Raw genomic sequence first — 26,829 nt, 5'->3', positions numbered from 1 at the left:
TTTCATTCCTTGCTGGCTTCCGCCGGCGCCGACATGGTCGTGCGGCAGTCCACGCGTATCGGCTTGCCGTCGCTGCGCCAGGAGTAGGAGCGGCACTCGCGCGGCCCTTCCACTTTCTTCTCCACCACCACGGCATAGAACGCCTGGAAGATCTCCTCCTCGGTGGCCGTGCCGTCGCCGTTCCAGTCCATGTCCTTGCTGGGGATGCCGCTGGTGCCGGCAGCGCCGGTGAAATGCAGCCAGGCCACCACCGCCAGCAACAGGGCGATGAACACCAGCAGGGCCTTGCGGCGGGGGGTGAAAGCAGTGCGCTTGCTCAGGAAAGCGGGCATCGATGCGTCCTTACGAGATGCGGCGAATCTTGGCGCCCAGGCCACCGAGCTTTTCCTCGATGTTCTCGTAGCCGCGATCCAGGTGGTAGATGCGATCGATGATGGTATCGCCTTCGGCCACCAGGCCGGCCAGGATCAGCGAGGCAGACGCACGCAGATCGGTGGCCATCACCGGCGCACCACTGAGTTTTTCCACGCCACGCACAATGGCGGTGTGGCCCTCCACGCGGATGTCGGCGCCCAGTCGCAGCAGTTCGTTGACGTGCATGAAGCGGTTTTCGAAGATCGTTTCGTTGATCACGCCCACGCCTTCGGCCACGCAGTTCATCGCCATCAACTGCGCCTGCATGTCGGTCGGGAACGCCGGGTACGGCGCCGTGGTCAGGCTGATCGCGCGCGGGCGCCGGCCCTGCATGTCCAGGGTGATGCTGTCTTCGGTGGTCTCGATGTGCGCGCCGGCTTCGGTGAGCTTGTCGAGCACCGCATCCAGGGTGTCACCGCGCGCGCGACGCGCGATGACGCGGCCACCGGTCATGGCGGCGGCGACCAGGAAGGTGCCGGTTTCGATGCGGTCCGGCAGCACCGCATGGCGACCGCCATTGAGGCGCTCGACGCCGCGCACCACGATCCGTGGCGTGCCTGCGCCCTCGATGTCCGCACCCAGGGCGATCAGGCAATCGGCCAGGTCGGTGACTTCCGGTTCGGCGGCGGCGTTCTCGAGCACGGTGGTGCCATCGGCCAGGCACGCGGCCATCAGCACGTTCTCGGTGCCGGTGACGCTGACCATGTCGAATACGAAGCGGCCGCCCTTCAGACGGTTGGCCTTGGCCTTGATATAGCCGTTCTCGACGCTGATTTCCGCACCCAGCGCCTGCAGCCCCTTGATGTGCTGATCGACCGGACGCGAGCCAATCGCGCAGCCGCCCGGCAGCGACACTTCCGCCGCGCCGTACTTGGCCAGCAGCGGGCCCAGCACCAGGATCGAAGCGCGCATGGTCTTGACCAGCTCGTACGGCGCCACGTGCTGGTTGACGCTGCGCGGGTCGACGGTAATCGCGCTGCCCCGGGACAGCGTGCCTTCGTCGATGCTGATGCCGGCGCCCAGTTCACCCAGCAGTTTGACCGTGGTTACCACGTCATGCAGGTGCGGCACGTTGGTGATCTCCACCGGACCGTCGGCCAGCAAGGTCGCGCAAAGGATCGGCAGCACCGCGTTCTTGGCGCCGGAAATGTTGACTTCGCCATTGAGCGGAATGCCGCCGGTGACTACGATTTTCTGCATGGAAGTTCCGAGGAAAAGGGGAAGGTGCGGGCTTATTCGCCCGGCCGGGTGGGGTATTGCGGTGCGGCGTCGCCGATGGTGAACCACGGCGCCTTGGAATCCGTAAAGATGTGCATGGTCGGTGCGATCTGCAAGGGCGTGTCCAGCGTGCCCACCCGCAGGCGCAGCAGGCCGGGCATGAAATCGCGCCGGCTGTAGAGCGGCGAGCCGCACGCCCCGCAGAAATGCCGGTGCACGCCGGCCGAGGACTCGTACGAGCGCACGAGGTCCTGGCCCGTCAGCAGCTCGAACGCAGACTCGGCAATCGGCGCCACCGCCTGGAAGGCCGAGCCGGTGGCCTTGCGGCAGCGCGAGCAGTGGCACAACACCAGTTCGTCCAGCGGACCCTGCACGCAATAGGACACGCTGCCGCACAGACAGCTGCCAAGGTGTTGCGGTGACTCGGCGGCGGCGACGTCCAAGGGCGCGAAGGGATGTGGGCGGGATTGTGAATTATCGCCTGATCGCGACGTGCAGGGATCAGCGCAGCTCGTCCGGCGTTACCGTCTTCAGGGCCAGCGCGTGAATCGCGCCCCCCATCAAATCCCCCAGCGTGGCGTAGACCATGCGATGCCGGGCCAGCGGCATCTTGCCGGCAAAGGCCGGCGAAACCACGGTGGCTTCGAAGTGCACGCCGTCGTCACCTTGAACCTCGACCCGCGCGTCGGGCAGGCCCTGCTGAATCAGCTGGCGGATGGTTTCTGCGTCCAACGGGCGTTTCCTCCTAAAATGGCCGCCTATTCTACCGCCCGGCCCACCCATGCCCCAGTCGCTCTCCGCTCCGCCGCTCGTACAGGACACCGCGCTGGCCGCCAGTGGGCGTCGTGTCATCGAGATCGAGGCACAGGCGCTGACCGCCCTGGCCCAGCGCATCGATGGCAGTTTCTCCGCCGCCTGCCGCACGATTCTGGCCTGCCAGGGCCGGGTGGTGGCCACCGGCATGGGCAAGTCCGGACACGTCGCGCGCAAGATCGCCGCGACCCTGGCTTCCACCGGCACCCCGGCTTTCTATGTCCATCCGGGCGAAGCGGGCCACGGCGATCTGGGCATGATTACCGACGCCGACGTGGTGCTGGCCATGTCCTATTCCGGCGAATCGGACGAAGTGCTGATGCTGCTGCCGGTGCTCAAGCGCCAGGGCAATCCGCTCATCTCCATGACCGGCCGCCCCGGATCCACCCTGGCGCGTGAGGCCGACATCCATCTGGACATCTCGGTGCCTGCCGAGGCCTGCCCGCTCGACCTGGCGCCGACCAGCAGCACGACCGCCACCCTGGCGATGGGCGATGCGCTGGCCGTGGCCCTGCTGGAGGCGCGCGGCTTCACCGCCGATGACTTCGCCCGCTCGCACCCGGCTGGCAGCCTGGGCCGGCGCCTGTTGCTGCACATCACCGATGTCATGCATGGCGGCGACGATGTTCCGCGCGTGTCGCAGGACGCCTCGCTGAGTCAGGCGCTGGTGGAGATGAGCCGCAAGCGGCTGGGCATGACCGCCGTGGTCGATGCACAAGGCCGCCTGGTGGGACTGTTCACCGACGGCGATCTTCGCCGGACGCTGGACAACCCGGCGCTGGACATCCGCCAAGCCAGCATCGGCGAGGTGATGACCCGCCAACCCAAGACCATCGGCGCCGACCAGTTGGCGGTGGAAGCGGCGCGGATGATGGAAACCCACAAGATCAGCGGTCTCATCGTGGTCGACGGCGAACAGCGCCCGGTCGGCGCCCTCAATATTCATGACTTGTTGCGCGCCCGCGTGGTCTAACCCTTGCCTATGCCCCTTTCGCACCTGACCAACGTCGACAATGACCTGCGCGCCCGCGCCCTGCGCGTGCGCCTGGCGTGCTTCGACGTGGATGGCACCCTGACCGACGGCCGCCTGATCTACGACGATCAGGGGCATGAATCCAAGGCCTTCCACATCCACGACGGCCAGGGCCTGGTGCTGTTGCGCCAGGCGGGGCTGGAAGTGGCGCTGATCACCGCCCGCCACAGCCCGGCGGCGGAGCGGCGCGCGCGCGAACTGGGCGTGCGCATCCACACCGGCGTCAAGGACAAGCTGGCCCAGGTCGATGCCTTGTGCGCCGAACTCGGCCTGCAGCGCGAGGAAGTGTCTTTCATGGGCGATGACCTGCCCGACCTGCCGCCGTTCCGCGCCGTCGGCCTGGCGGTCGCGCCGGCCGACGCACACGCATGGACCGCGCGTCACGCCCACTGGCGCACCCAGGCGCGCGCCGGCGCCGGTGCGGCCCGCGAAGTCTGCGATCTGCTGCTGGGCGTGCAGGGCCATGACAGCGCCCTGCTGGAGCCGTCGCGATGAACTGGCGTCTGGGTCTGGGCGTGGCGTTGCTGATTGCGGCCATCATCAGCGGCTGGGCCGCCTGGCAGAACCGTTCGCGGCCCAAGGCCGAAACGGTGGGGGCGGATCGCTCCGATTACGTGATGCACGATTTCGAAGTCGTCGCGCTCGACAAGCAGGGCAAGGAATCGGTGACCCTGCGCGCGCCGGAGATGCATCGCATTCCTGCCGACGAGAGTTTCCACATCACCACCCCGTTGTTTCTGCTGCCGGATCGCGAAGGCCACTATTGGCAGATGCGTTCGAAGACGGGCTGGATGAGTCCGGATCACAGCGAACTGCGCCTGCTCGGCGAGGTGACCGGCACCAGCCCCTCGCAGGCCACCGCCGCCACCACGTTCCGCACGGAACGCCTGGATGTGTTTCCCTCGCGCAATCTGGCGCGCACCGACCTTGCTGTCACCATCACCCAACCGGGTTCTATACTCAAAGGCGTGGGCTTCCAGACCGATCTGAAGACCAAGGCCTACGAATTCCAATCCCAGGTAAAGAGCGTCTATGCCCCGCAAACCCGCTAAGGCCCTGCTGTGTTCCGTGTTGCTTGTGGCGATTGCCGGCGGCGCATGGGCACGCTCCTCCGATCGCAACCAGGACATGTCCATCGACGCGGGCAAGCAGTCCGGCTCGTTCCAGGGCGATGGCAAGACAGTGTTGTCAGGGGGCGTCAACGTCACCCAGGGCACCTTGCAGATCACCTCCTCGGCCGCTGACATCTATGTCGACGGCGGCGAGATCACGCGCGCCATCTTCACCGGCAAGCAGGTCAAGATGAAGCAGCAGATGGACGATGGCAGCTGGATGGACGCCAGCGCCGATCGCGTCGAGTACGACATGAAGACCGAGATCATCACCTTCACCGGCAATTACACGGTGACCTCCGCACGCGGTTCCAACCGCGGCCAGAAGATGGTCTACGACACCAAGAGCGGCAACATCGAGAGTGGCGGCGACGGCAGCCGCGTCACCACGGTCATCAAGGCCAAGAACGCCGCGCCGGCCCAGCCGCAGCCACAAGGCAAGAAGTAATGCTGATTGCCCAAGGACTCCGCAAGAGCTATCGCCAGCGCAAGGTCGTCAGTGATTTCGGCCTGACCCTGGAGGCCGGCGAAGTGGTCGGTCTGCTCGGACCCAATGGCGCCGGCAAGACCACCTGCTTCTACATGATCGTCGGCCTGGTGTCCGCCGATGCCGGCAAGATCGAACTGGACGGCATGGATATCACCGCCGAGCCGATGTACAAGCGCGCCAAGCTGGGCGTGGGCTACCTGCCGCAGGAACCGTCGGTGTTCCGCAAACTGACCGTGGCCGACAACATCCGCCTGGTGCTGGAACTGCGGGAAGACCTGGACAGCCAAGGCATCGAGCGCGAGCTGGCCTCCCTGCTCGATGAGCTGCAGATCAGCCACGTCGCCGAACAACTGGGCGCCAGCCTGTCCGGCGGCGAGCGCCGGCGCTGCGAGATCGCCCGCGCGCTGGCGGCGCGGCCGCGGCTGATGCTGCTGGACGAACCCTTTGCCGGCGTCGACCCCATCTCGGTCGGCGAAATCCAGCGCATCGTCAAACACCTCAAGGATCGCGGCATCGGCGTGCTGATCACCGATCACAATGTGCGCGAGACCTTGGGAATCTGCGACCGGGCGTATATCCTCAACGAAGGCAGCGTACTGGCGCAGGGGGCACCGGACGCGTTGCTGGCCAATCCCGATGTGCGCCGCGTGTACCTGGGGGAAACCTTCCGTCTGTAAGGACGGCACCCGGTCCGGGCCTGGCCAGCTCCCGCAGCATTGCCCGGACAACGGATGAAGACACGCCTCCAGACATCGCTGGGACAGCAGTTGGTCATGACGCCGCAGTTGCGTCAGGCCATCCGTCTCTTGCAGATGTCCACCGCCGAACTGGAAGTGGAGATCACCCAGGCGGTCGAATCCAATCCCCTGCTGGACTGGGCCGAAGACGGCCCCGGCGATGGCCCCGGCGCCAGTGAGGGTGCGGATGACGCTCCGCCCGGCGAAAGCGCCGATGGCGAGCGCGAACGCGAACGTGATGGCGCCGATGATGACTGGTCTCCCGACGAGGGCCCCTGGACCAGCACCGGCGGCGGCGGCTCCTTTGACGATGACGACGACACCGGCAGCGCCGCCGAGCGCATGGCCGAAGCCGACACCCTGCGCGATCACCTGCTGTGGCAATTGCATTTGTCGCATCTGTCCGCGCGTGACCGTCGGATAGGCACGGCCCTGATCGATGCCCTGGAGGAAGACGGCTACCTCCGCGAGACGCTGGCCGGCATTGCCGAAACCCTGCGCCCGGACGTCGAGGCCGACGAAGACGAAATCCTGGTGGTGCTGCACCAGTTGCAGCGCTTTGACCCGGTGGGCATCGGCGCGCGCACGCTGGGCGAGTGCTTGCATCTGCAACTGTCGGTGCTCAGCGACGACACCCCTGGCAAGGCGTTGGCCATCCGCATTGCCGATGGTCCGCTGGACCGGTTGCCGCGCAGTGGTGTGGCCGGCGTGGCGGCGGAGCTGAAACGCCCCCTGGCCGAGGTGGAAACCGCGGTGCAACTGTTGCGCACGCTGGATCCCAAACCCGGTGCGCAGATCGGCGAACTGAGCGGCGACACCTACGTGGTGCCGGATTGCGTGGTCTGGCGCCAACGCGGTGTCTGGCGCGCGGCGCTGGCCGGCAACACCTTGCCGCGCATCAATATCCATCGCGGCTACGAGCAGATGATCCGGCAATGCGGCGAGAGCGATGCTGGCTATCTGAAGGGCCATCTGCAGGAAGCGCGCTGGCTGCTCAAGAGCCTGGAAGCCCGCGGCGAAACCCTGCTCAAGGTCACGCGTTGCCTGATTCGGCAGCAATCGGCCTTCCTGGAATTCGGTGAACAGGCCCTGCGCCCCCTCACCCTGCGCGAGGTGGCGGCCGAGGTGGGTCTGCACGAATCCACGGTTTCACGCGCCATCGCCCGTAAATACGTGCGAACACCGCGTGGAACTCTGCCGTTGCGGGCCTTTTTCGCCTCCGGCATCGATACTGACGGTGGTGGTGAAGCGTCCAGCACGGCCATCCAGGCCATGATCAAACGCCTGGTGGATCAGGAAAATCCACGCAAACCCTTGTCCGACGCCAAGCTGGCCGATTTGCTCAAGGCCTCGGGCGTTCCCGTGGCGCGGCGCACGGTCGCCAAGTACCGTGAAGCGCTGCACATTCTTTCGTCGCACGAACGCGTCCGCCTGGACTGAATACGCACCGTCGCGCTTGATCCCTGCGCCAATCGGGTCCATGTTTGGATCACGACAAATCGTCGTGCCGCGGAGACCGCCGGAACCCCAGAGCTGATTCCGTTGCCAGACACTGGCAACACGTTCCATGCAGCGCCTTCACGCTGCATTTCCACGACATAAGGAGGCAAGCGATGCGTATCGAGACCTACGGCCATGAAATCGAAGTCACTCCCGCCCTGCGTGAGTACGTCGAAACCAAGTTGAAGCGGCTGGAGCGCCATTTCGACCAACCCTTCGAGGTCCGTACCCAACTCTGTACCCGCAAACCCGACTACGTCGCCGAAGCGACTCTCTCTGTTGCTGGCCGCAAGCCGCTGCACGCCGATGCCGGCGCGCAGACCATGTACGCCGCCATCGACATGCTGGCTGACAAGCTCGATCGCCTGCTGGTCAAGCACAAGGAAAAGCGCACCGACGTGCAACGCGTGAGCGTTCGCAGCGAAGCATTCACCTGAGCCACCCGCGGCCGCGCCAGGGCGCCGCCGCCAGCGAGGAAAAAAGGCGGGGCCATGCCCCGCCTTTTTCATGCCCGGCCCGGCCCATGGCCCGCCCGGTCGCGGTTGTCGCCCACCCGCATTACACTCGTGGGCATGATGAATACCAGTATCACCGCCCGCGAACTCTTCGAGCAGCAGAAAGAACGGCTGGCCCTGCGCTGGGTCGCCGGGCAGAAAGGCGAGAACCGTGTGCTGGAGGCCGGCGACACCATCGCCCGTCGCCCCTCGCTTGCGGGCTACCTCAATGCGGTTTACCCGAACAAGGTGCAAATCCTGGGCAGCGAGGAACTGGCCTGGCTGGACTCGCTGGATTCGCGCCAGCGCTGGGAAATCATCGAGAAGATCATCCACTTCCGCCCGCTGGCCCTGGTCATCAGCAAGAACCAGTCCTGCCCGGAGGATCTGCGCGAAGCCGCGAATGAAAGCGACACCCCGCTGTGGATTTCGCCCAAGCGCGGCCACGAACTGCTCAACCACCTGTCTTACCACCTGGCCCGCACGCTGGCGCCGCGGGTGACGCTGCATGGCGTGTTCATGGAGATCTACTCTATCGGCGTGCTGATCACCGGCGAGGCGGGTTCGGGCAAGAGCGAGCTGGCGCTGGAGCTGCTCAGCCGCGGCCATCGCCTGGTCGCCGATGACGCGCCGGAGTTCACCCAGATTGCCCCCGACGTGCTCGACGGCACCTGCCCGGAACTGCTGCAGGACCTGCTCGAAGTACGCGGCCTGGGCGTGCTCAACGTGCGCGAGATGTTTGGCGACACCGCGGTCAAGAAGAACAAGTACCTGCGCCTGATCGTGCACCTGACCCGGCCCATGACCGAGCCCAATCCGCATGGCTATGAGCGCCTGACCGGTGACTCTGGCAGCCGCCACGTGCTGGACCTGGACGTGCCGCTGATCACCCTGCCGGTGATGCCCGGCCGCAACCTGGCCGTGCTGACCGAGGCCGCCACCCGCCTGCATATCCTGCGCACCAAGGGCATCGACCCGGCCGCCATGTTCATCGCCCGCCACAGCAACCTGCTGGAACGCAGCACGCCATGAGCCAGCCGCCAGGAGTGGAGGAGGAAATTCCGCTGGCCGTGCGCGCGTCGCCGCCCACCGTGGTGATCGTCAGCGGCCTCTCCGGCTCGGGCAAGTCGGTGGCGCTGAAGACCTTTGAAGACCTGGACTACTACTGCGTCGACAACCTGCCGGTGGAACTGCTGCCGCCGTTCGTGCGCAGCCTGATGCGCGACGACACCCTGCCGCAGAAGATCGCGGTGGGCATCGACGTGCGCAGCCGCAACAACGACCTGGCCAAGCTGGCGCAATGGCGCGCGGCGCTGGCCCAGCTGGGGCTGGAAGGCACGCTGATCTTCTTCGACGCCCACGACGATGTGTTGCTGCGGCGCTATTCGGATACGCGTCGCCGGCATCCGCTGGGCAATACCGGCCTGTCGCTGCAGGAGAGCATCCGCCGCGAGCGCGAAATCGTCGCGCCGCTGCGCGAAGCCGCCGACGTGGTCATCGACACCACCCAGCTCAATGTCCACCAGCTGCGCCGGCGCATCATCGCCGAGTTCGCGCTCAACCGCGGCGCGGCGTTGTCGCTGCTGTTCGAATCCTTCGCCTACAAGCGCGGCGTGCCGGCCGACGCCGATTTCGTCTTCGATGCGCGCGTGCTGCCCAATCCGCACTGGAATCCGGAACTGCGTCCCTACTCCGGCCGCGATCCGAAAGTACGCGAGTACCTGCGCCAGCAGGCCGAGGTCAACGAGTACGTCGGCCAGGTCAGCCAGTTCCTGGACACCTGGCTGCCGCGCCTGCGCGGCGAGACCCGCAGCTACGTCACCATTGCCTTTGGCTGCACCGGCGGCAAGCACCGCTCCGTGTACCTGGCTGAGACCCTGGCCCAGCATTCCCGCAACCAGGGCTGGGAAGAAGTGGCCACCTTCCACCGCGAGCTGGACTGACCGGTCACCGATTTCTGCGCCGGCCGTCACCGTCCGGCCGGTTTGCCCACCGGACGAACACGTTGTCCCATCGATCCTGCTTTCGGGCCGTCATTACGGTCTGCTAACGTTCGAACATGGCTTGTGGCATTCTCCTGATCACCCACCCCGGCATTGGCGCGTCGTTCCTGGCGGTCGCCACCACCCTGTTGCGACAGCTGCCGCTGAAGGCGGAAGCGTTCGAAGTGCCTTTCGATGCCGAACTGGACACCTTGTTGCCGCAGGCTTCGGCCGCGCTGCGACGGGTCGATGGCGGGCAAGGCGTGCTGGTGCTGACCGATCTCTACGGCGCCAGCCCGAGCAATCTCGCCGCGCGACTGGCGCGCCTGGGTACCCCGGTGCGCCGGGTTTCCGGCTTGAGCCTGCCGATGCTGTTGCGGGTGATGAACTATTCGGAACAGGGACTGGACGAACTACCGGCAACCGCCGCCGCCGGTGCACGCAATGGAGTACTTCACGACGATGCTTGAACGCGAACTCACCGTTTCCAACCGCCTGGGCCTGCATGCCCGGGCCACCGCCAAACTGGTCCAGGCGCTTGCCGGTTACCGGTGCAATGTGACGCTGGCCGCCAAGGGTCGCGAGGTGAATGCCAAGAGCATCATGGGGGTGATGCTGCTGGCCGCCGGCCAGGGCACCCCCGTCATCGTCCGCGCCGATGGCGAAGACGAAGCCGCCGCGCTCGAGGCTGTCGCCGATCTGTTTGAGCGACGATTCGACGAGGACGCCTGATGCGCAACGCGCTGGCGGGCCATGGCGCATCGCGCGGCAGCGCGCTGGGACGCGCCCGGGTCCGCCTGCCGCATGCGCTGGAAGTCGCCGAGCAACGCATCGGCGCGCGCGAGGTCGAGCCGGAACTGCGCCGCCTGCATCAGGCCGTGGACGCCACCCGCGAAGAAATGCAGCGCCTGCGCGCGCGCCTGCATGGCGCGCTGGCCAAAGAAGTGGGCGAATTCCTCGATCTGCATGCCCTGCTGCTGGACGACCCCGAACTGCTGCAAGGCCTGGATGAGCTGATCCGCGTCGGCCGCTACGGCGCCGACTATGCCCTGCGCCTGCAACGCGACAAGCTGGCGGCGGTGTTCGACCAGATGGACGACGCCTACCTCAAGAGCCGCATGGATGATCTGGACCATGTGATTGGGCGTATCCATGCGCACCTGCAGAAGCGCGCCGTGGATGCCGAGGGCGTGGCCGGCGACATTTTGGTCTGCGACAACATCGCCCCTTCCGAACTGGCGCAACTGCAATCGCAGGGCGTGGTCGGCATCATCACCCTGTCCGGCAGTGCCCTCTCGCACAGCGCGATCCTGGCGCGCAGCCTGCACCTGCCGCTGGTGGTCGGCGCGGCGCAGGCGCTGCAGCGGATCAACGACGGCGATGCGGTCATCGTGGACGGCGGCAGCGGCGAGATCGTCGTCGAGCCCAATGCCGCCGACCTGCGCGAGTACCGCGCCCGGCTGCGCGAGCTGGCGCGCGAAGAGCGCGAGCTGGGCAAGCTGCGCTCCAAGCCCAGCCGCACCCGCGACGGCGTGGACATTTCGCTGTTCGCCAATGCCGAATCGCTGGACGATGTCGCCCGCGCGCACGCACTGGGCGCGGCAGGCCTGGGCCTGTACCGCACCGAGTTCCTGTTCCTGCAGCGCAACGAGTTGCCGGACGAAGACGAACAGTTCCGCACCTATCGCGACGTGGTGCTGGGCATGAGTGGCCGGCCGGTCACCATCCGCACCCTGGATTTGGGCGCGGACAAGGCCGATCGCACCGGCCTGGTGATGGATGATGAGGACAATCCCGCGCTCGGCCTGCGCGGCGTGCGCCTGTCGCTGGCCAATACCGGCGTGTTCGACACCCAGCTGCGCGCCATTCTGCGCGCTTCGGCTTACGGCAAGGTGCGCATCCTGGTGCCCATGATCAGCAGCCGCGAGGAAGTGCTGCAGGTCAAGCGCCGGATCAAGAAAGTCGCCACGCGTTTGCGCGCGGAGGGCCATGAAATAGCCGATCAGGTGGCGCTGGGCGCGATGATCGAAGTGCCCGCCGCGGCCATTGCCATGGCCGGCTTCATCGACGCAGTGGACTTCGTCTCCATCGGCACCAACGATCTGGTCCAGTACCTGCTGGCTGCCGACCGCAACCACGAGGCACTGGGCGAGCTCTACTCACCGCTGCATCCGGGCGTGTTGCGCTTGCTGCGCCACGTGATCACCATCGGCGCCGACGCCGGCAAGCCGGTGGCGATGTGCGGTGAAGCCGCCGGCGACCCGCGTCTGGCCAAGCTCCTGCTGGCCCTGGGCCTGCGCGAGTTCAGCCTGCACCCCGCCACCCTGCTCGAACTGCGCAAAGCCATCCGCGGCAGCGACTGGAGTGCCTTGCAGGCGCAAGGCAGCAAACTCCTGCAAGCCCGCGACCGCGCCGGCATCGAACGCTGGCTCGAAAAAAACAAGTAGTCGCGCACCTGCTTTTCCAGCCCCCTGAGTCAGGGGGCGAGCGCCGTCCAGGCGCGAAGGGGTGTGGCAGCACGTAGCGGGGCCCGAAGTTTGCGCAGCAAACTTTGGGGTGGCTATGCGCAGCATAGACACGCGATAATGTTGGCCATGAACATCTGATGCCACGGTCGCATCCGTCCTGCGGATCGGCCCCGTTTCGGAGCACCGAATGGCCGAAGCCGTCCGCCACGACAAAACCGCGCGCCAACTGCGCCTGCTTTCCGATGCCCTGGATAGCGGGCGGCTTGGCCCTGTGCGTCGCCTGGTCAACACCTTGGCGCCTGCCGAGATCGGCAACCTGCTGGAGTCGTTGCCGCCAGGCAAGCGCGAGGTGGTCTGGGGCCTGGTCGATGCCGAGGACGACGGTGAAGTGCTGGTGCACGTCGGCGACGAAGTCCGCGAGAGCCTGCTGGCGGAGATGGACCCGGACGAAATCATCGCCGCGGTCGAAGATCTGGACATCGACGATTTGGCCGACCTGGTCGAAGACCTGCCAGACACGGTCATCGATGAAGTGCTCAAGTCGATGGACCGCGAGAACCGCGAACGACTGGAGCAGGTGCTGTCCTATCCGGAGGACACCGCCGGCCGCTTGATGAATCCCGACGTGGTCACCGTGCGTGCCGACGTCAACGTCGACGTGGTGCTGCGCTACCTGCGCCTGCGCGGCGAACTGCCGGACCACACCGATCACCTGTTCGTGGTCAGCCGCCGCCACCAATACCTCGGTCGGGTTTCGCTGGCTTCGCTGGTCACCCACGAAGACAGCACGCCGATCAACCGCCTGATTGACGACGAGCAACCGGCCATCGATGTCGGCGACAGCGCCGTGGACGTGGCGCGCGGCTTCTCGGATCACGACTGGGTGTCGGCGCCGGTGGTGGATGACAACAACATCCTGCTCGGCCGCATCACCATCGATGACGTGGTCGACATCATCCGCGACCAGGCCGAACACCAGGCCATGAGCGCGGCCGGCCTGGACGAGGACGAGGATCTGTTCTCGCCGGTGCGGCGCGCGTTCCGTCGCCGTTTGATCTGGCTGGGCATCAACCTGTGCACGGCCTTCCTGGCCGCCAGCGTGGTCGGCCAGTTCGAAGGCAGCATCGCCAAGCTGGTGGCGCTGGCCGCGCTGATGCCGATCGTCGCCGGCATGGGCGGCAACGCCGGCACCCAGGTGCTGGCGCTGATGGTGCGTGGTCTGGCGCTGGGCCAGATTGGCGCGTCCAACGCCATGACCCTGTTGAAGAAGGAATTGTCGGTCGCGCTAATCAACGGCCTGGTGCTGGGCCTGGGTCTGGGCGTGATCGTGTTTCTGTGGTTCCGCCAGGTCGGTTTGTCGCTGGTGATCGGCAGCGCGCTGACCATCAACCTGCTCACCGCCGCCACCGCCGGCGTGCTGGTGCCGCTCACCCTCAAGCGGCTGGGCTTTGATCCGGCACTGGCCGGCGGCGTAATCCTCACCACCGTCACCGACGTGATGGGCTTCCTGAGTTTCCTGGGATTGGCGACGATCATCCTGTTGCACTGAACGAGAGCAGCGCATGGACGAACAACTCGGCAAGGTCGCCGAATGGCGGGATGATCGCGGCTTCGGCTTCATCCAACCGCGGGAGTCGGATGAGCGTGTTTTTTTCCACGTGCGCGCTTACCGGCAGGACGGGCGGCGCCCTGAAGTCGGCGAGTGGGTGAAGTATCGACCGCATCGTGCGCAGGATGGCCGCTGGCAGGCCATCGAGGTGCGTCGCGCGGTGGCACCTGCTTTGCGCGCGACCGTCCTCAAGCATCCCCGCGCCGCGCGCACGTCACGGTTCTCCGTTCCCGCCCCGTTGCAGTGGCTGCTGGTGGCGGGCTACGCGGCATTGCTCGCATGGTCCATCGACCGGGGGCGGCTGCCGCTGGAATTCGTCGCGGTCCCTGCCTTGTTGTCGGCCGTGACCTGGGTGGCCTATGCGCTCGACAAGGAGGCGGCCCGGACCGGGCGCTGGCGCACGCAGGAATCGGTGCTGCATGTGCTGGAGTTGCTCGGCGGTTGGCCCGGCGCCATCGCAGCGCAACAGTTCCTGCGCCACAAGTCGCGCAAGATGCCCTATCGGGTCACCTTCTGGGTGATGACGCTGCTGCATGCGGCGGTCGTGACGTGGTGGGTGTTCCGGCGCGGCTGAGTCGCGCTACCCTGCGCGTCCACGTCCACGCTGGAACGCCGCCATGCCCAATGCCCTGCGTCGCCTGCTTTGCCTGGCCCTGCCCGCCGCCGCCTTGATGACGGCCAGTGGTTGCAGCACGTCGCCGACGCCGGCGCCGGTGGCGAACGCAAGTTCGCAGGGCGAGTTCGTCAAGCGCACGGTGGTGGTGGCGGGCCAGTCGTACGGCTACCAGGTGTTCGTGCCGGCGCGCAAAGCCGGACAGGATCAGCAGCCCACGCCGATCATCCTGTTCCTGCATGGCTCGGGCGAGCGCGGCCGCGACAACGAAGTGCAGGCGACCGTGGGTCTGCCCAAGTATCTGCGCCAGCATCTGGATGACTTCCCGGCGATCGTGGTGATTCCGCAGGCGCCGGAAAACACCGAGTGGACCGGCGAGTCCGGCCCGGTCGCGCTGGCCGCGCTGGATGCCGCCAGCAAGGAGTTCAACGGTGACCCCAAGCGCACCTATCTCACCGGCCTGTCGATGGGTGGCTATGGCGCCTGGGAACTGGCGCTGCAACAACCCACCCGCTTTGCCGCGCTGGTGCCGGTCTGCGGCGGACTGACCGTGGACTGGACCGATCAGCGACCCACCATGCAAGCGCACAGCGTGGCCGGCGCGGCGGATCCATTTGCCGCCGCGGCCGCGAAGCTCAAGGACATCCCGACCTGGATTTTCCACGGCGCACTGGATGATGCCGTGCCGCCGGCGCAGTCGCGGCGCATGTACGCCGCCCTGCAAGCCGCGCACGCACCCGACGTGCACTACACCGAATTCCCGGACGTCAACCACTTTTCCTGGGACCCGGCCTACGCCACGCCCGAACTGTGGACCTGGCTGTTCCAACAACACCTCTGAACCCGACCATGGCCGAACTGCTGCACGACTACTTCACCGAGAACTGGCGCGAGCGCGTGCTCGCTTGCGCCTGTGGCTGGCAGGGCGACAGCCGCGCCATGGCCATGGAACTGCACGCCGAGGTCACCGACTACAGCTGCCCCAGCTGCGGCAGCCTGGTGCTGATCGTCAGCCACCCCACTCTGGAGCAGGTGCAGAGCGCCGCTGCTGCCGGCCATCCGGAGGCCCGGCAGCAACTGGCCCTGCTGGACGAGGCCCGCAGCCACCTCGGTCAGAGTTCCGACTGAGCAGGCGACGAGCGGCCTCAACCGCGGCCATCCGCGGCCGATAACCCAGCCGCCTCCCCACTTTTTTTGCCGCGGCAAAGGAACTCCATGGCCGACACTTCCGACGCATCCGCCCGTCCAGGCAGCGGTTTCCGCCGCCTGTGGTCGCGTCCGAAGTCCGGCGCGCCCACCGCTGCCACCGGCACCGCCATGGCCACCACCGTGGCCGCCGCCGCCCAGGGCGCCAGCATCAGCGCCGCCGAGCTGCAGGCCTTGTTTGCCCGCGCCGAAGATCCGCCTGCCCTGCTCGGCGCGTTTGCCGATGGCGTGGCCGGCCTGACCGGCGAACTGCGCGGCATGGGCCAGCGCCTGCAGTCTGCCCAGCGCAGCGCCGACTGGCAGGACTACGGCCGCGCCCTGCGCCATCTGATCGACAAGTACATCCGCACCATCCAGGACGAACCGCTGCTCAACGGCGGCCGCAGCCTGAGCGAAGCCGAGCGCCTGCGCGACCTGTTGCATCACGCGCTGGTCTCCGGGCTGGAAGTGCTGCTGCACGAAGACCACGCGCTGGCGCTGAAGTCGCACCGCATCGCCGATCATCTGCGCCTGTGGCAAAGCGGCCAGACCCTGGAGCCGCTCGATACCCAGCTCAAGGATCTCTGCCACGCAGTGAGCCTGCGCGCGCACGAGGTCAACGACGCACAGGTGCTGCTGCGCAGCCTGTTCGATCTGCTGCTGGAAAATGTCGGTGAGCTGCTGGAAGACGGCAGCTGGCTGCAGGATCAGATTGCCGCCGCCCGCAACCTGCTGGCCGGCCCACTGGATCGCGATGCGCTGGAGCAGACCCGCACTGGTCTGCGCGAAGTGATCTACAAGCAGGGCCTGCTCAAGCAGGGCATCCACGAATCCAAGACCGCGATGCGCGAGATGATGGTGACCTTCGTCGATCGCCTGGACGGCATGGCCAGCAGCACCGGCGAACTGCACGACCGCATCAGCTACCACTCACAGGCGATCCGCGAGAGCCGCACCATTGCCGATCTGGGCAAGCGGCTGGAAGACATCCTCGATGACACCGCCCGCCTGCAGGCGCAGACCCTGCGGGCGCGCGACGACCTGCTGACCGCGCGCGAAGAAGCGCATGCCGCCGAACAGCGGGTGGCGAGCCTGGAAGACGAACTGCGCACGGTCTCCAACCTGGTGCGCGTGGATCAACTCACCGAAGCACTGAACCGGCGCGGCTTCGACGAACTGTTCAAGCGCGAATCCGGCCGCGCCCATCGCGGCCAACTGCCGCTGTGCGTGGCGCTGCTGGACCTGGACGATTTCCGCACCATCAACGCCCGCCACGGCCACCTCGGTGGCGACGCCGCGTTATGCCATGTGGTGGCGGTCATCAAGGGTGGATTACATGGCAGCGATGCCATCGCGCGCTTTGGCGGCGAAGAATTTGTATTGCTGCTGCCGGAAGTGCCATTGGACGAAGCCATGCACACGGTGGAGCGCCTGCAGCAGCGGCTGGCACAGCGCCCCTTCATGTACGACGACGCGCGCGTGTCGGTGAGCTTCAGCGCCGGCATCGCCCGCTGGTTGCCGGGCGAACCGCTGGACACGCTGCTGGAACGTGCGGACCGCGCGATGTACCAGGCCAAGGAAGCCGGCAAACGCCGGGTGATGCTGGCCGAGTAAGGCCTCAGCCCAGCAGCATTTCCAGCACGGCCATGCGGATGGCCACGCCGTTGCTGACCTGGCGCAGCACCAGTGACTGCGGGCCGTCGGCCACTTCGTCGGTGATTTCCACGCCGCGGTTGATCGGGCCCGGATGCAGCACCACCGCTTCCTTCGCGGCGCGGGTCAGGCGCTGCGCGGTCAGGCCGTAGTCGTTGTGGTATTCGTCGATGGAGGCGATCAAGCCTTCTTCCATCCGCTCGCGTTGCAGGCGCAACATCATCACCGCGTCCACGCCTTCGAGCATGGCGTCGAAATCCTGGCCCACTTCGCAGCCGGCCAGCGTGTCCGCATCCGGCAACAGCGAGGCCGGCCCGCAGACGCGGATTTCGCCGGTGCCCAGCGTGCGTAGTGCATGCAGATCCGAACGCGCCACCCGCGAGTGCTTGACGTCGCCGACGATCAACACCTTCAACCTGGAGAAGTCCGGACCCTTGGCCTGGCGCAGGGTCAGCGCATCCAGCAGGCCTTGGGTGGGATGGGCGCTGCGGCCGTCGCCGGCGTTGACCAGAGTGGTGCCCTCGCCTGCCGCCGCGGCCAGCGCTTCCACCGCCCCGTCTTCGGCATGCCGCACCACGAAGCCGCGCACGCCCATGGCTTCCAGGTTCTTGAGTGTGTCGCGCGCGGTCTCGCCCTTGCGGGTGGACGAGGTGGAGGCATCGAAGTTCAGCACGTCTGCGCCGAGGCGCTGCGCCGCAATCTGGAAGGAGCTGCGGGTGCGGGTGGAGGGTTCGAAGAACAGCGTGCACACGGTGGTGCCCACCAGCGAGCTGCGCCGCTGGGTGGTGCGCCCCAGCGCGGCATCGCGGATATGCCCGGCCCGGTCCAGCAAGCGGCAAATCGTTTCGCGGGGCAGGCCCTCGAGAGTCAGCAGATGGCGCAGGCGTCCGTCGGAATCGATTTGCAGGGTCATGGCGTCACAGGCGGGTTGGGCCTGCACAGGATAAATCCTGAGCCCGCTTTCGGACAGTTTGCCGAGGGTCGGGGCGCAAGCCCCTCCTAGAGGGTGACCTGGGTGGCGTCCTGCGGCGCGGCCAGCCAGCGCTCGATGATGACCGCCGCGGCTACCGCGTCCAGCGCGACCGCATCGCGCTTGCGCTTGCGCCCTTCGGCACGGTCCAGGGCAAAGCGCTGGGCGGCCTCGATGGAACTGGCGCGCTCGTCAATCAGCACCACCGGCAGCTGGTAGCGCGCATGCAGCTCGCGGGCGAAGGCCTGCGCGCGTTTGCGGATGGGTTGATCACCGCCATCCAGGGTCATGGGATCCCCGACCACCAGGCCGTCCGGTTTCCATTCCGCATGCAGCTTGTCGATGGCCGGCCAGTCCGGCCCGTGCGCATGCACATCCACCACCGCCAAGGCCCGCGCGCCACTGCCGAAGGCGCTGCCTACCGCCACGCCAATGCGCCGCGCGCCGACATCGAAGCCCAGTACCGTGCCATCCAGTTTCATGCTCTGCTCCCGAAACGCGGCCGGAACCAGGCAACCGCCCTGGCGCCGGAACGGGGGAATCCGCGTTTCATGCGTGTCCGCTGTAGTCCGTCAAGCGCGTCATATCGACCCCAATCAACCCTGCCGCCGCCTGCCAACGTTGCTCCAGCGGCAATTCAAACAGCACCGTCGCATCGGACGGCGCGGTCAGCCAGGTGTTCTCACCCAGTTCGTATTCCAGCTGTCCCGCGCCCCAGCCTGCACAGCCCAGGGTGACGATGGCGTGTTCGGGACCGATGCCGGCGGCCATGGCTTCCAGGATGTCGCGCGAGGTGGTCAGGTACAGGCCGTCGGCCACGCGCAGGGTGGATTCCCACTCGCGCGCGTCGTCATGCAGCACGAAGCCGCGTTCCGGATGCACTGGCCCGCCGCTGAGCACGATCTGTTCGCGCAGGCCGGCGTCGCCGGTCTTCAGCTGCATCTGCTCCAGCACCTCGCCCAGCGTGTATTCGGAGCGGCGGTTGATGACCACGCCCATCGCGCCCTCACCGTCGTGCTGGCAGACCAGGGTCACGGCGCGGGAGAAGTTGGGGTCATCCAGTGCCGGTGCGGCAATCAGCAGCTGGTTGGCGAGGAACGAGTCGGGGGACATGGCCACATCATAGCCCGCTCGCGTTAACCTGATTACATGAGTGGATATTGCGACTTTGCCCCCGGTCACCCTTTGCATGGGCCCTACCATGACCGCGAATACGGTTTCCCGCAGCGCGAGGAAGCCGTGCTGTTCGAGCGCCTGCTGCTGGAAATCAACCAGGCCGGCCTGAGCTGGGAGACCGTGCTGCGCAAGCGCGAGGACTTCCGCCGCGCCTACAGCGGCTTCGACGTGGACCAGGTGGCCGCCTACGGCGACAACGACCGCGCACGGCTGCTGGCCGACGAGGGGATCATCCGCAACCGGCTGAAAGTGGATGCCGCCATCCACAATGCGCAGGTGATCCAGGGGCTGCGCAAGAGCCATGGTGGATTCCACGAATGGCTGCAGGCGAACCATCCGCGCGACAAGGCCGGCTGGGTGAAGCTGTTCAAGCAGACGTTCCGGTTTACCGGCGGCGAGATCACCGGCGAGTTCCTGATGAGCCTGGGCTATCTGCCCGGCGCGCACCGCGAGAGTTGTCCGGCGTATGCGAAGGCGGCGAAGAAGTCGCCGCCGTGGATGGAGAAAGCCAAGGGCAAGGCGAAGCGCTGATACCTCGCGCGAAACGCAAAGAAGTCCGCAATCTGCCCCTTCTCCCGCTTGCGGGGGAAGGTTGGGATGGGGGCAGACGAAGCCCAGTTCCATCAGATCCCCGCCAAAACCTCCACACAATCAGCTACCACTTTCAGGCTTGCCAATTCGTCTGCACGCGTCCGCCCCCGATTAAGTATCGCAATCGGCAACCCCGCCTCATGCGCCATCCGCGCAAACCGATACCCGGAATACACCATCAGCGAAGACCCAACCACCAACAGCGCGTCCGAAGCCAGCAAAGCCTCCCGCGCCGCTTCATAACGCGCCCGCGGCACGTTCTCCCCAAAGAACACCACATCAGGCTTCAGCATCCCGCCGCAGTCCAAGCACACCGGCACCTGGAAGCGACTGAAGTCCTGCCCTTCCAAATCCGCATCACCATCCGGCGCCGTGGCCGCCTCAAGGTCATGCCACTCCGGATTGGCTTCGTGCAGGCGGACCTGCAACTCGCTTCGGGCAGACAGGGTTTGGCAGTGCAGACAGGTCACCTGATCAATACGCCCATGCAAGTCGATGACATCGCGACTGCCGGCACGCTCGTGCAAGCCATCCACGTTCTGCGTCAGCAAGGTGGATAACCTGCCCTCCCGCTGCCAGCGCGCGAGCGCATGGTGCGCGGCATTGGGCTGCGACTGCGCCATCCGCGGATAGCCGATGAAACTGCGCGCCCAGTAGCGGGCGTTGGTCAGTGGGTCACCGACAAAGGCCTGATACGTGACTGGCGGCGTACGCTTCCACTGGCCGTCAGTGTCGCGGTAGTCGGGGATGCCGGAGGCGGTGCTGATGCCGGCGCCGGTGAGGATGAAGGGATGAGCTTGTGAAGTCAGCCAGGCCCGAAGCAATGCCACGGAATGCGAGTCCTGTGCATCGATGAGCTTGCAACATCCCATTGTTTCTGGGACTGGAGATGCTGCTTTTGAACACACTGCCCAATCTCCCAATCCGGCATATCGACGCTCAACAGAACAAACAACACAAGGGCGACGAAATGATTCAAACCCAACTACCGTTCCATTGGATCAAACTTGAATCCGGAAGGTTCGATTGGAACTTCCAGGACGACCTTTCCCGATTTCGCCGTGAGCGTCAATCGATTGGCCGAAAGACTACCTTCTACGCGCGATGAGTTCGTCCTCCGGAAAGCAATCATGTCCCACTGCCCGCCTGCCCCACGTCGGTAAACATATGCATCTCGAAGCTCTAAGCCAGACCCGTAGTTTCTTGTGACAACAAGGAATTCGTCACTTCCCGACGAAAGTTCTTGCTTTGTGAAAGTAGGCGTCTCCAGGCTATCAATGTCTGACTGAGTAAGATTTGAGTTGATAGCTCCTTGTCCAGCGCATGCATTCATAGAGGCACCCATCGCCAGGGCGAAAATCACCGATTCAAAGCGCATAGCACACCACACTTTTTGGAATAGTTGGGGCCATTCGGGGCGTAATTGCTGTTCGCAGCAGCAGGATTGGTGATTACTTTTCCCGAGGCGTCAAGGTTGCTCACCGGCATTAGGCCAGGCTTGTGTGACCATGTCCCGTCTCCATCTTGTCTGTACCAGTGGTAGTCAACTTCAGGAGCAACGACAAGGTACACCTTGTGTGTGCACGATGGACAATTGCCCTTGGAGTCTGGCTTCGTCATGCCGTCGCTAACCGCTGCTCGAATTATTGAACGGCAAGTTAGGCTCTCGAATGGTCGTCCACTCCACTCTCCTGGTTGAGGAAGGTAGGGAAAAGGTCGTGGCAATTGGCTAGCCGGGTTTTCAGGTCTATCCGCAGCATAGCTGTAGCAGTTGTTTGTACCCTGTATGTGCCCACCGTCATTCCAAAAGCTAGGTTTGTACGAAGGTGATGCAGGACAGGTGCCACTCATGCCGTAAGGATCCACCAATACAAAGGGGGTGGACGAAGCGTAACTGTAGGTATTTACGCCGGCAGCCATCCCCATTGAATCACTCTCCATGTAGCGCCCACTGCCAGGCTCATAATTCCGAAAGTAGTTGGAGTTTAGCCCCGCTGCGGCGTCATATCGCTGCCCAGGGAATCGCAGGTTAAAAACTAATGGGAGAAGATCTCCATCTTGGTCTTCTTTCGGCGATGACTCACCAAACACCTCGCCGTGAATGTCCCACGTCCAGACAGCGATATCACGCGCCGACTCGATTACTACCCTAGGGGTTCCAAGGTGGTCAGGTTCGACGTAGTGCAACCTCCCTCCGTTGGCAAGCAAACCGATTGGAAAATTATCATTCCAGACTACTTGCTGCACTGGCGTTCCGAGTTGACTGTAATCGCCCAACCAATGCCCCAGCTCATCGTAGATGGTAATGAAGTTTTCACCTCCCGACTGCCGAAGCACTTGCTCGCCCCGCCCGTTGTAGGCGTAGCTCATCACTACATTCCCTTCGTTCCGAACTTCGCTCATCCTATTCGCAGCGCTGTACACGAAGGTCCGACTTCCAATCGCCAAAGTGTTTCCTGCTGAATCGAAAGTTCTCGTAACTCCTTCCACCGATTCCAAACGGTGACTGGTTGGCGAGTACGCGTAAAGTGCTGTTCCAGCAGCTGTCGCATGAGACAGTCGATTGCCGGTTTTATCGTAACTGTAAGAGTCAATGGCTACATTAGTCGGACCATCTGCTGTCCGAGTCAGCCGATCTAGAGCGTCGTAGCCATACACCATATCTGGAGTTGAAATGCCCATAGCCGTACCGAGCTTGGTCAAGTTGCCGACTGCGTCGTAACCAAACCCAAGCGACAGACCGCCGGGTGAAGCATCCAAGATGGCAGTGGGCCGGTAGTTCTGGTCATACGAACGCGTCATGACCCGCCCATCGCCGTAGATCCATCCCGAAGTTGGACCGAACGGTAGGTACGTCACCTGATTAAGCAGGACCTCGCGCGCCTGACCTGGCCGAGTTATGCCAATCCCAACTAACTGCCCTAAGGCATTGCGGCTGTAATCAACCTCGCTTCCATCTGGATACACCATGCCAAGCATCTGGCCGGCCGCGTTCCAAAGATAGCGAACGGTGAATGCGATGCCGTTGGTGGTCTGTACCTTTCTGGCAAGGTAGCCAAACCGGTTGTAGCAATACTGTGTATTGCCACTGGCGTCATTCATGCGGGTCAAGCGGCCTACGGAATAAGTCTCGCCCGTCGCGCACACACCCTGCGTCAGATCATGGACATAGCCAACATTGAGCGATGTGGTCGGGTAGCTGACTCCGGTAATTCGCCCCAGCCCGTCGTAAGCGTATACGGAGGTGACGTTTCGCGCATCGGTTTGTGTGGACCGGTTACCAGCTGCATCGTAGGTGTATGTCGTGACGCCAGTATCTGGACTACTTAGTTGAGTCAGATCACCCAAGCTGTTGTATGAGTAGGTTGTATCCAAACCCTTGGGGTCGGTGACCTTGACCAGGTTGTCCAGCGCGTCATAGGCGAAGCGCGTTTCCGCCGCGATTCCGCCCATGTCCTGCAACGTGCGCGCTAACCGGTTCAGTGGGTCGTAGCTCTGATCCGTGACTCGATCCAGCGCGTCGGTGATGGTCTTCGTGTTGCCGTTGGCATCGTAGGTGAAGTCGGTGGGATTGGCTTGTGCGTCTGCCTGGGTGAGCAGTTGGCTGCGCTGATTGAACACTCGGCTCAAACTGCGTTTCAGGTTTCCACCACTGTCCTTGGTCTGCTCGGATATGCGGTTGCCTGCAAAGTCCTGCACGTAGTGGATGTAGTTTCCCGCAGCATCCGTCACGTCCGTCAGCCGGTGCGCCTGGTCGTAGGTGAACTGGGTATAGGAACCATCGGGCTGGGTAACCCGCTTGACCAGACCCGTCGGCCAGTACTCCACCCGTGATATGACGTCATCGGTCTCGACGTTGTCATCGGCGCCGCGAACCTTGGTTGCTGTCCGCCAACCTCTCGCGTGGTACTCCTGATCCGTCACCACGCCGTTGGGGTCTTTGACTGAAAGCGTCCGACCGGCGCCGTCATACCGCAGGGTCTCCATGGTCTGGCCGAGTGCGTTGGTGACCTTCCACAGGTCGCCCTTGCGGTGAGGGCAGGTGGTCGGCGTAGTCGCGCACGAAGCATCGTCGGCCGCGTAGTAGTGATACGTTGACCTGTCGACCGTCCCTGCAAGCGGACCATCCGCTGACAGCAGCAAGCCAACCAGCGGGCACGTGTTGGCCAACACATCGGATGCCTCACAGTAGGCGTAGGACTGCGTGCGCTGCGCACCGGTGAGGGTATCCACTGCCGACAGTGTCAGCACCTGGCCCCGCGCGTTATAGGTCCATACCGTACGAGCCTTGAGCAGGCCCGTTGCGTCCCGGGTACGCCGCTCCAGGGGCAACTTCAGCGTGGCGTGCCAGTCTGTTTCGATGGTTCGCTTCTGGCCGGTGGTGTCGTTGGCCGCTTCAATGCGGGAAAGCTCCCGACCGGCACTGTCTATCGTGTAGTCGGTGGTGCTGCCCTTGAAGTCCGTCTCGACGTCGACATAGCCGTTGGCATCGTAGGTCTTGCTGGCGGTCGAGCCGCCACAAGTGGCGCATAGTTGGGTCTGCGAAACCAGCTTCTTGGTGTTGCCTTTGGTTTGGTAGTTCCTGGTCACTGCCTGCCCGAGGGGGCCGGTGACGGCGAGGCTGGAGGCTCCGTTGCTGCCTTGAGTGTAGGTGTATATCTGTCGTCCGACTTGCCCTCCCGAGAGTCCGGAAGCAAGGTTGGAACTGCTTATGCGGGCTCCCAAAGTCTGGTGTGTGTAAAGATGGGTCGAATAGAGGACTCCAAGTTCGTCATAAACGTCGAAACGGCCATTGCCGGTGAATGTCGTGTTGAACGTACGGGATGCGCCATCTGCAAACTTCACCTTGTTCAGTGTCCGCTTGACGCTGTCATAGCCGTACGTGATTGTTCCGCCATCGGGCATCACGATATGGCTCGGAACCCTCGCCCTCCAGTAATGGATCGATAGCGTCCGTCCATTCTGGTCCTGCGCATCGATCCTCCTGTTTGGGTCGTCGTAAGTGAGCTGGACGTACTGGCCTGAAGCGTAGTCGATGCGGCCTAGTTTTCCGTCGGACGTGTACCGCTCGGTGTCCGCGCCTTGCGTAATAACCATGCTTCCGTCCGGCAGTTCTTCGTAGCGAATGAATTCCCCATCGGATCTCTGAAGCGGATTGCCGCTTGGATCAAAGTACACTCGTGAACCATCATCCCGAGTAGCTATGGCCGCGACGTAATCGGAGTTCACTACTTTGTCGACTCTCATCCCATAGTTGAAGTACCAGTACTTTCCAACGGTCATCGGACTGCTTGCCGTCGAAACGCGCGGTACGGATCCATTTGCCGGTGCGAATGTCCGAACGAATCGAAGTGGGCTTCCCGGAGCCTGAAAGTCGACTTCGCTTTTCACATGCATGCCATCGCCCGGCATCACCGGGTTGTTGATGGGACACGTCTTGTCATGCTCGTTGAAGCAATCCAGCCACGTATTGTTTGCGCCGTACAACGAAACAGCTCCTGGCGCGCACATGACGTCACGGACATTGGTTGTAATCAGCGAGACAGTTGTATCAAGCGAGCATGTCCCGTCGAAATTCCTTGCCTTGCCGGAGAACGTGAACTTGCGAAACTCCTCCTTGAGCTGTCCGTACCTGTATGTAGAGGGTCCGGCATAGCAGAAATAGCTGGCAGGCAGCGAGGCGCCCCAACCCGTATCTGATTTTGATGTGTAGGGACAGCTGTATCTTTCTGCGAAGTATTCATCTGCCAGCTCGGCAGCGGTCTCTTTCGTGATGAATGGTTCGCCGCCGATGCAAGCGGGATTCGAATTTCCACCCTGATACACGCCACCGAGCAGTCGACACATTGCACTGTCAATCGCGAAGTGGCTCATCTGTTCGACGCATACAGCTGCCGTCCAATCTTCGCTCGGTCGAGCGCAGCTTTTCGTCCCACCATTTTCCAGGCACACCTCATCTCCCGCCCAACTGGAGAAGCTGATCAAGAACAAAGCCATGCCCGCAAGGGCAGCCAGCGTGCGAGATCCCATAAATGCTCCTTGCGCAGGTCTCTGTTTCAGATGAGCGGGTTGTAGACGGACAGCAGGCGCGTTGGCCCGCGGTGGCTGGTGACGTTACGGCGGGTGCGATGGGTCGCGCGCGATGCTGCGCGCCTGGAGAAGGCAATTGCCTGGAACGGCGTTCGTTGCGGTTTGCCACGATCCTTCAAGCATGCGATTCCCCCATCCTGGAGTGTCCCCTGCGTCGGCGAGCCGGCTGTGCGGTTCTCGACTTGGCTGAGGCTAGGTCAAGTTGGCTGGCGCAACTTTGACCTGCGTCCCAAAGCCGAGTAGCGGCTAATCAAGCGGCACCGCTGTTCGTCGAGACGGCGACAAACAAAAGTCCCGCATCACTGCGGGCTTTTGTCTTTCTCCAGATGCGTAGGTGGCTACCGCTCTTCCGCGATGCGCGCATTGGGCAGCGACTGCGCCATGCACGGATAGCCGATTACGCTGCGCGCCCAGTAGCGCGCGTTGGTCAACGGGTCACCGACGAAGGCCTGATATGTGACCGGCGGCATGCGCTTCCTCTGGCCGTTAGTGTCGCGGTGGTCGAGGATGCCGGAGGCGGTGCTGATGCCGGCGCCGGTGAGGACGAAGGGATGAGCGCTCTGTGCCAGCCATACACGCAACTCTCGTTCGACCAGAGGCGCTATCGGACGCACTATGAATAATTCCAAGTCGCCGTCACGCACGCGAATCAGAAAAGAAAATCCATGGTGCCAAGCGCGA

Annotated in this window: 27 protein-coding genes and 1 pseudogene; 18 read left to right on the top strand and 10 right to left on the bottom strand. The window is 64.3% G+C overall.

What is annotated here, in order from left to right:
- Positions 1-2: 2 nt before the first annotated feature.
- Genes B5X78_RS13320 through B5X78_RS13305 form a run of 4 tightly spaced genes read right to left on the bottom strand, consistent with a single transcriptional unit; the run spans position 3 to position 2,364 of the window.
- Complete coding sequence (locus tag B5X78_RS13320) at positions 3-320, bottom strand: EF-hand domain-containing protein (protein WP_425478745.1); 318 nt, start codon at positions 318-320, stop codon at positions 3-5.
- Positions 321-342: 22 nt separating this feature from the next.
- Positions 343-1,614, bottom strand: a complete 1,272-nt coding sequence (gene murA / locus B5X78_RS13315; protein WP_079725005.1) for a UDP-N-acetylglucosamine 1-carboxyvinyltransferase — start codon at positions 1,612-1,614, stop codon at positions 343-345.
- 32 nt (positions 1,615-1,646) lie between these two features.
- Positions 1,647-2,075: a GFA family protein gene (locus tag B5X78_RS13310; protein ID WP_079725004.1), complete on the bottom strand. Its 429-nt coding sequence runs from the start codon at positions 2,073-2,075 to the stop codon at positions 1,647-1,649.
- Between the two features lie 58 nt (positions 2,076-2,133).
- The gene (locus B5X78_RS13305; protein ID WP_079725003.1) at positions 2,134-2,364 is read right to left on the bottom strand and encodes a BolA family protein; all 231 of its coding nucleotides are present in this window, start codon (positions 2,362-2,364) and stop codon (positions 2,134-2,136) included.
- A gap of 49 nt (positions 2,365-2,413) precedes the next feature.
- Between B5X78_RS13305 and B5X78_RS13300 the strand changes: the two genes are divergently transcribed.
- The 17 genes from B5X78_RS13300 (at position 2,414) to B5X78_RS13220 (ending at position 17,282) form a co-directional block, all read left to right on the top strand.
- Positions 2,414-3,418, top strand: coding sequence for a KpsF/GutQ family sugar-phosphate isomerase (locus tag B5X78_RS13300; RefSeq protein WP_079725002.1), 1,005 nt, complete (start codon positions 2,414-2,416; stop codon positions 3,416-3,418).
- A 9-nt stretch (positions 3,419-3,427) separates the two neighbouring features.
- Positions 3,428-3,973: a KdsC family phosphatase gene (locus B5X78_RS13295; RefSeq protein WP_079725001.1), complete on the top strand. Its 546-nt coding sequence runs from the start codon at positions 3,428-3,430 to the stop codon at positions 3,971-3,973.
- Positions 3,970-4,530 carry an LPS export ABC transporter periplasmic protein LptC gene (lptC, locus tag B5X78_RS13290; RefSeq protein WP_079725000.1) on the top strand — a complete coding sequence of 187 codons (561 nt, stop codon included), beginning with the start codon at positions 3,970-3,972 and terminating at the stop codon, positions 4,528-4,530. The genes B5X78_RS13295 and lptC overlap by 4 nt, the downstream gene beginning before the upstream one ends.
- A complete protein-coding gene (gene lptA / locus B5X78_RS13285) occupies positions 4,511-5,038 on the top strand; it encodes a lipopolysaccharide transport periplasmic protein LptA (protein WP_079724999.1) in 528 nt (175 codons plus the stop codon). The genes lptC and lptA overlap by 20 nt, the downstream gene beginning before the upstream one ends.
- Positions 5,038-5,757: an LPS export ABC transporter ATP-binding protein gene (gene lptB / locus B5X78_RS13280; RefSeq protein WP_079724998.1), complete on the top strand. Its 720-nt coding sequence runs from the start codon at positions 5,038-5,040 to the stop codon at positions 5,755-5,757. Before lptA ends, lptB begins: the two co-directional genes overlap by 1 nt.
- Before the next feature lie 54 nt (positions 5,758-5,811).
- The gene (locus B5X78_RS13275) at positions 5,812-7,257 is read left to right on the top strand and encodes an RNA polymerase factor sigma-54 (RefSeq protein WP_079724997.1); all 1,446 of its coding nucleotides are present in this window, start codon (positions 5,812-5,814) and stop codon (positions 7,255-7,257) included.
- A 173-nt stretch (positions 7,258-7,430) separates the two neighbouring features.
- Entirely contained in the window at positions 7,431-7,754 is a 324-nt protein-coding gene (hpf, locus tag B5X78_RS13270) for a ribosome hibernation-promoting factor, HPF/YfiA family (protein ID WP_079724996.1), read from the top strand.
- A 138-nt stretch (positions 7,755-7,892) separates the two neighbouring features.
- Positions 7,893-8,843 carry an HPr(Ser) kinase/phosphatase gene (gene hprK, locus B5X78_RS13265; RefSeq protein WP_079724995.1) on the top strand — a complete coding sequence of 317 codons (951 nt, stop codon included), beginning with the start codon at positions 7,893-7,895 and terminating at the stop codon, positions 8,841-8,843.
- 38 nt (positions 8,844-8,881) lie between these two features.
- Positions 8,882-9,754, top strand: a complete 873-nt coding sequence (gene rapZ, locus B5X78_RS13260) for an RNase adapter RapZ (RefSeq protein WP_139381636.1) — start codon at positions 8,882-8,884, stop codon at positions 9,752-9,754.
- Positions 9,755-9,870: 116 nt separating this feature from the next.
- Positions 9,871-10,263, top strand: a complete 393-nt coding sequence (locus tag B5X78_RS13255) for a PTS sugar transporter subunit IIA (RefSeq protein ID WP_079724993.1) — start codon at positions 9,871-9,873, stop codon at positions 10,261-10,263.
- Positions 10,256-10,525, top strand: coding sequence for an HPr family phosphocarrier protein (locus B5X78_RS13250; RefSeq protein ID WP_079724992.1), 270 nt, complete (start codon positions 10,256-10,258; stop codon positions 10,523-10,525). Before B5X78_RS13255 ends, B5X78_RS13250 begins: the two co-directional genes overlap by 8 nt.
- The gene (ptsP, locus tag B5X78_RS13245) at positions 10,525-12,240 is read left to right on the top strand and encodes a phosphoenolpyruvate--protein phosphotransferase (RefSeq protein WP_079724991.1); all 1,716 of its coding nucleotides are present in this window, start codon (positions 10,525-10,527) and stop codon (positions 12,238-12,240) included. The genes B5X78_RS13250 and ptsP overlap by 1 nt, the downstream gene beginning before the upstream one ends.
- A gap of 208 nt (positions 12,241-12,448) precedes the next feature.
- Positions 12,449-13,810 (top strand): magnesium transporter, encoded by a 1,362-nt coding sequence (gene mgtE / locus B5X78_RS13240; protein ID WP_079724990.1) that lies wholly within the window; start codon positions 12,449-12,451, stop codon positions 13,808-13,810.
- A gap of 13 nt (positions 13,811-13,823) precedes the next feature.
- Positions 13,824-14,444: a DUF1294 domain-containing protein gene (locus tag B5X78_RS13235; protein ID WP_079724989.1), complete on the top strand. Its 621-nt coding sequence runs from the start codon at positions 13,824-13,826 to the stop codon at positions 14,442-14,444.
- Positions 14,445-14,487: 43 nt separating this feature from the next.
- Positions 14,488-15,324: a carboxylesterase family protein gene (locus B5X78_RS13230; RefSeq protein ID WP_079724988.1), complete on the top strand. Its 837-nt coding sequence runs from the start codon at positions 14,488-14,490 to the stop codon at positions 15,322-15,324.
- Between the two features lie 8 nt (positions 15,325-15,332).
- The gene (locus B5X78_RS13225; RefSeq protein WP_079724987.1) at positions 15,333-15,611 is read left to right on the top strand and encodes a hypothetical protein; all 279 of its coding nucleotides are present in this window, start codon (positions 15,333-15,335) and stop codon (positions 15,609-15,611) included.
- 87 nt (positions 15,612-15,698) lie between these two features.
- Positions 15,699-17,282: a GGDEF domain-containing protein gene (locus B5X78_RS13220; protein ID WP_079724986.1), complete on the top strand. Its 1,584-nt coding sequence runs from the start codon at positions 15,699-15,701 to the stop codon at positions 17,280-17,282.
- A 4-nt stretch (positions 17,283-17,286) separates the two neighbouring features.
- On the opposite strand, the gene B5X78_RS13215 is transcribed toward B5X78_RS13220, so the two are convergent.
- The 3 genes from B5X78_RS13215 to B5X78_RS13205 form a co-directional block, all read right to left on the bottom strand.
- Positions 17,287-18,234, bottom strand: coding sequence for an aspartate carbamoyltransferase catalytic subunit (locus B5X78_RS13215; RefSeq protein WP_079724985.1), 948 nt, complete (start codon positions 18,232-18,234; stop codon positions 17,287-17,289).
- 86 nt (positions 18,235-18,320) lie between these two features.
- Positions 18,321-18,773 (bottom strand): Holliday junction resolvase RuvX, encoded by a 453-nt coding sequence (gene ruvX / locus B5X78_RS13210; protein ID WP_079724984.1) that lies wholly within the window; start codon positions 18,771-18,773, stop codon positions 18,321-18,323.
- A gap of 67 nt (positions 18,774-18,840) precedes the next feature.
- On the bottom strand, positions 18,841-19,404 hold the full coding sequence (locus B5X78_RS13205; RefSeq protein WP_079724983.1) for a YqgE/AlgH family protein: 564 nt from the start codon (positions 19,402-19,404) through the stop codon (positions 18,841-18,843).
- Positions 19,405-19,440: 36 nt separating this feature from the next.
- On the opposite strand from B5X78_RS13205, the gene B5X78_RS13200 reads away from it, so the two are divergent.
- On the top strand, positions 19,441-19,998 hold the full coding sequence (locus tag B5X78_RS13200; RefSeq protein WP_079724982.1) for a DNA-3-methyladenine glycosylase I: 558 nt from the start codon (positions 19,441-19,443) through the stop codon (positions 19,996-19,998).
- Between the two features lie 92 nt (positions 19,999-20,090).
- Here B5X78_RS13200 and B5X78_RS13195 read toward each other — a convergent pair whose 3' ends face one another.
- From B5X78_RS13195 to B5X78_RS13180, 3 genes and pseudogenes are all read right to left on the bottom strand, one after another.
- Positions 20,091-20,930 (bottom strand): NAD-dependent protein deacetylase, encoded by an 840-nt coding sequence (locus B5X78_RS13195; protein ID WP_079724981.1) that lies wholly within the window; start codon positions 20,928-20,930, stop codon positions 20,091-20,093.
- Positions 20,931-21,417: 487 nt separating this feature from the next.
- Entirely contained in the window at positions 21,418-26,088 is a 4,671-nt protein-coding gene (locus tag B5X78_RS13185) for an RHS repeat-associated core domain-containing protein (RefSeq protein WP_229730726.1), read from the bottom strand.
- A 422-nt stretch (positions 26,089-26,510) separates the two neighbouring features.
- Positions 26,511-26,729, bottom strand: a pseudogene (locus B5X78_RS13180) (hypothetical protein); the annotation flags it as partial.
- Positions 26,730-26,829 lie beyond the last annotated feature (100 nt).

Source organism: Pseudoxanthomonas indica (assembly GCF_900167565.1).
GTDB lineage: Bacteria > Pseudomonadota > Gammaproteobacteria > Xanthomonadales > Xanthomonadaceae > Pseudoxanthomonas_A > Pseudoxanthomonas_A indica.
This window is presented reverse-complemented; position numbering and strand designations above follow the sequence as displayed.

Bases quoted from the DNA above. Each gene is read 5' to 3' on its own strand.
- murA (WP_079725005.1), bottom strand. From the start codon at position 1,614: ATGCAGAAAATCGTAGTCACCGGCGGCATTCCGCTCAATGGCGAAGTC.
- B5X78_RS13300 (WP_079725002.1), top strand. From the start codon at position 2,414: ATGCCCCAGTCGCTCTCCGCTCCGCCGCTCGTACAGGACACCGCGCTG.
- B5X78_RS13295 (WP_079725001.1), top strand. From the start codon at position 3,428: ATGCCCCTTTCGCACCTGACCAACGTCGACAATGACCTGCGCGCCCGC.
- lptC (WP_079725000.1), top strand. From the start codon at position 3,970: ATGAACTGGCGTCTGGGTCTGGGCGTGGCGTTGCTGATTGCGGCCATC.
- lptA (WP_079724999.1), top strand. From the start codon at position 4,511: ATGCCCCGCAAACCCGCTAAGGCCCTGCTGTGTTCCGTGTTGCTTGTG.
- lptB (WP_079724998.1), top strand. From the start codon at position 5,038: ATGCTGATTGCCCAAGGACTCCGCAAGAGCTATCGCCAGCGCAAGGTC.
- B5X78_RS13275 (WP_079724997.1), top strand. From the start codon at position 5,812: ATGAAGACACGCCTCCAGACATCGCTGGGACAGCAGTTGGTCATGACG.
- hpf (WP_079724996.1), top strand. From the start codon at position 7,431: ATGCGTATCGAGACCTACGGCCATGAAATCGAAGTCACTCCCGCCCTG.
- hprK (WP_079724995.1), top strand. From the start codon at position 7,893: ATGAATACCAGTATCACCGCCCGCGAACTCTTCGAGCAGCAGAAAGAA.
- B5X78_RS13255 (WP_079724993.1), top strand. From the start codon at position 9,871: ATGGCTTGTGGCATTCTCCTGATCACCCACCCCGGCATTGGCGCGTCG.
- B5X78_RS13250 (WP_079724992.1), top strand. From the start codon at position 10,256: ATGCTTGAACGCGAACTCACCGTTTCCAACCGCCTGGGCCTGCATGCC.
- ptsP (WP_079724991.1), top strand. From the start codon at position 10,525: ATGCGCAACGCGCTGGCGGGCCATGGCGCATCGCGCGGCAGCGCGCTG.
- mgtE (WP_079724990.1), top strand. From the start codon at position 12,449: ATGGCCGAAGCCGTCCGCCACGACAAAACCGCGCGCCAACTGCGCCTG.
- B5X78_RS13235 (WP_079724989.1), top strand. From the start codon at position 13,824: ATGGACGAACAACTCGGCAAGGTCGCCGAATGGCGGGATGATCGCGGC.
- B5X78_RS13230 (WP_079724988.1), top strand. From the start codon at position 14,488: ATGCCCAATGCCCTGCGTCGCCTGCTTTGCCTGGCCCTGCCCGCCGCC.
- B5X78_RS13225 (WP_079724987.1), top strand. From the start codon at position 15,333: ATGGCCGAACTGCTGCACGACTACTTCACCGAGAACTGGCGCGAGCGC.
- B5X78_RS13220 (WP_079724986.1), top strand. From the start codon at position 15,699: ATGGCCGACACTTCCGACGCATCCGCCCGTCCAGGCAGCGGTTTCCGC.
- B5X78_RS13215 (WP_079724985.1), bottom strand. From the start codon at position 18,234: ATGACCCTGCAAATCGATTCCGACGGACGCCTGCGCCATCTGCTGACT.
- ruvX (WP_079724984.1), bottom strand. From the start codon at position 18,773: ATGAAACTGGATGGCACGGTACTGGGCTTCGATGTCGGCGCGCGGCGC.
- B5X78_RS13205 (WP_079724983.1), bottom strand. From the start codon at position 19,404: ATGTCCCCCGACTCGTTCCTCGCCAACCAGCTGCTGATTGCCGCACCG.
- B5X78_RS13200 (WP_079724982.1), top strand. From the start codon at position 19,441: ATGAGTGGATATTGCGACTTTGCCCCCGGTCACCCTTTGCATGGGCCC.
- B5X78_RS13195 (WP_079724981.1), bottom strand. From the start codon at position 20,930: ATGGGATGTTGCAAGCTCATCGATGCACAGGACTCGCATTCCGTGGCA.
- B5X78_RS13185 (WP_229730726.1), bottom strand. From the start codon at position 26,088: ATGGGATCTCGCACGCTGGCTGCCCTTGCGGGCATGGCTTTGTTCTTG.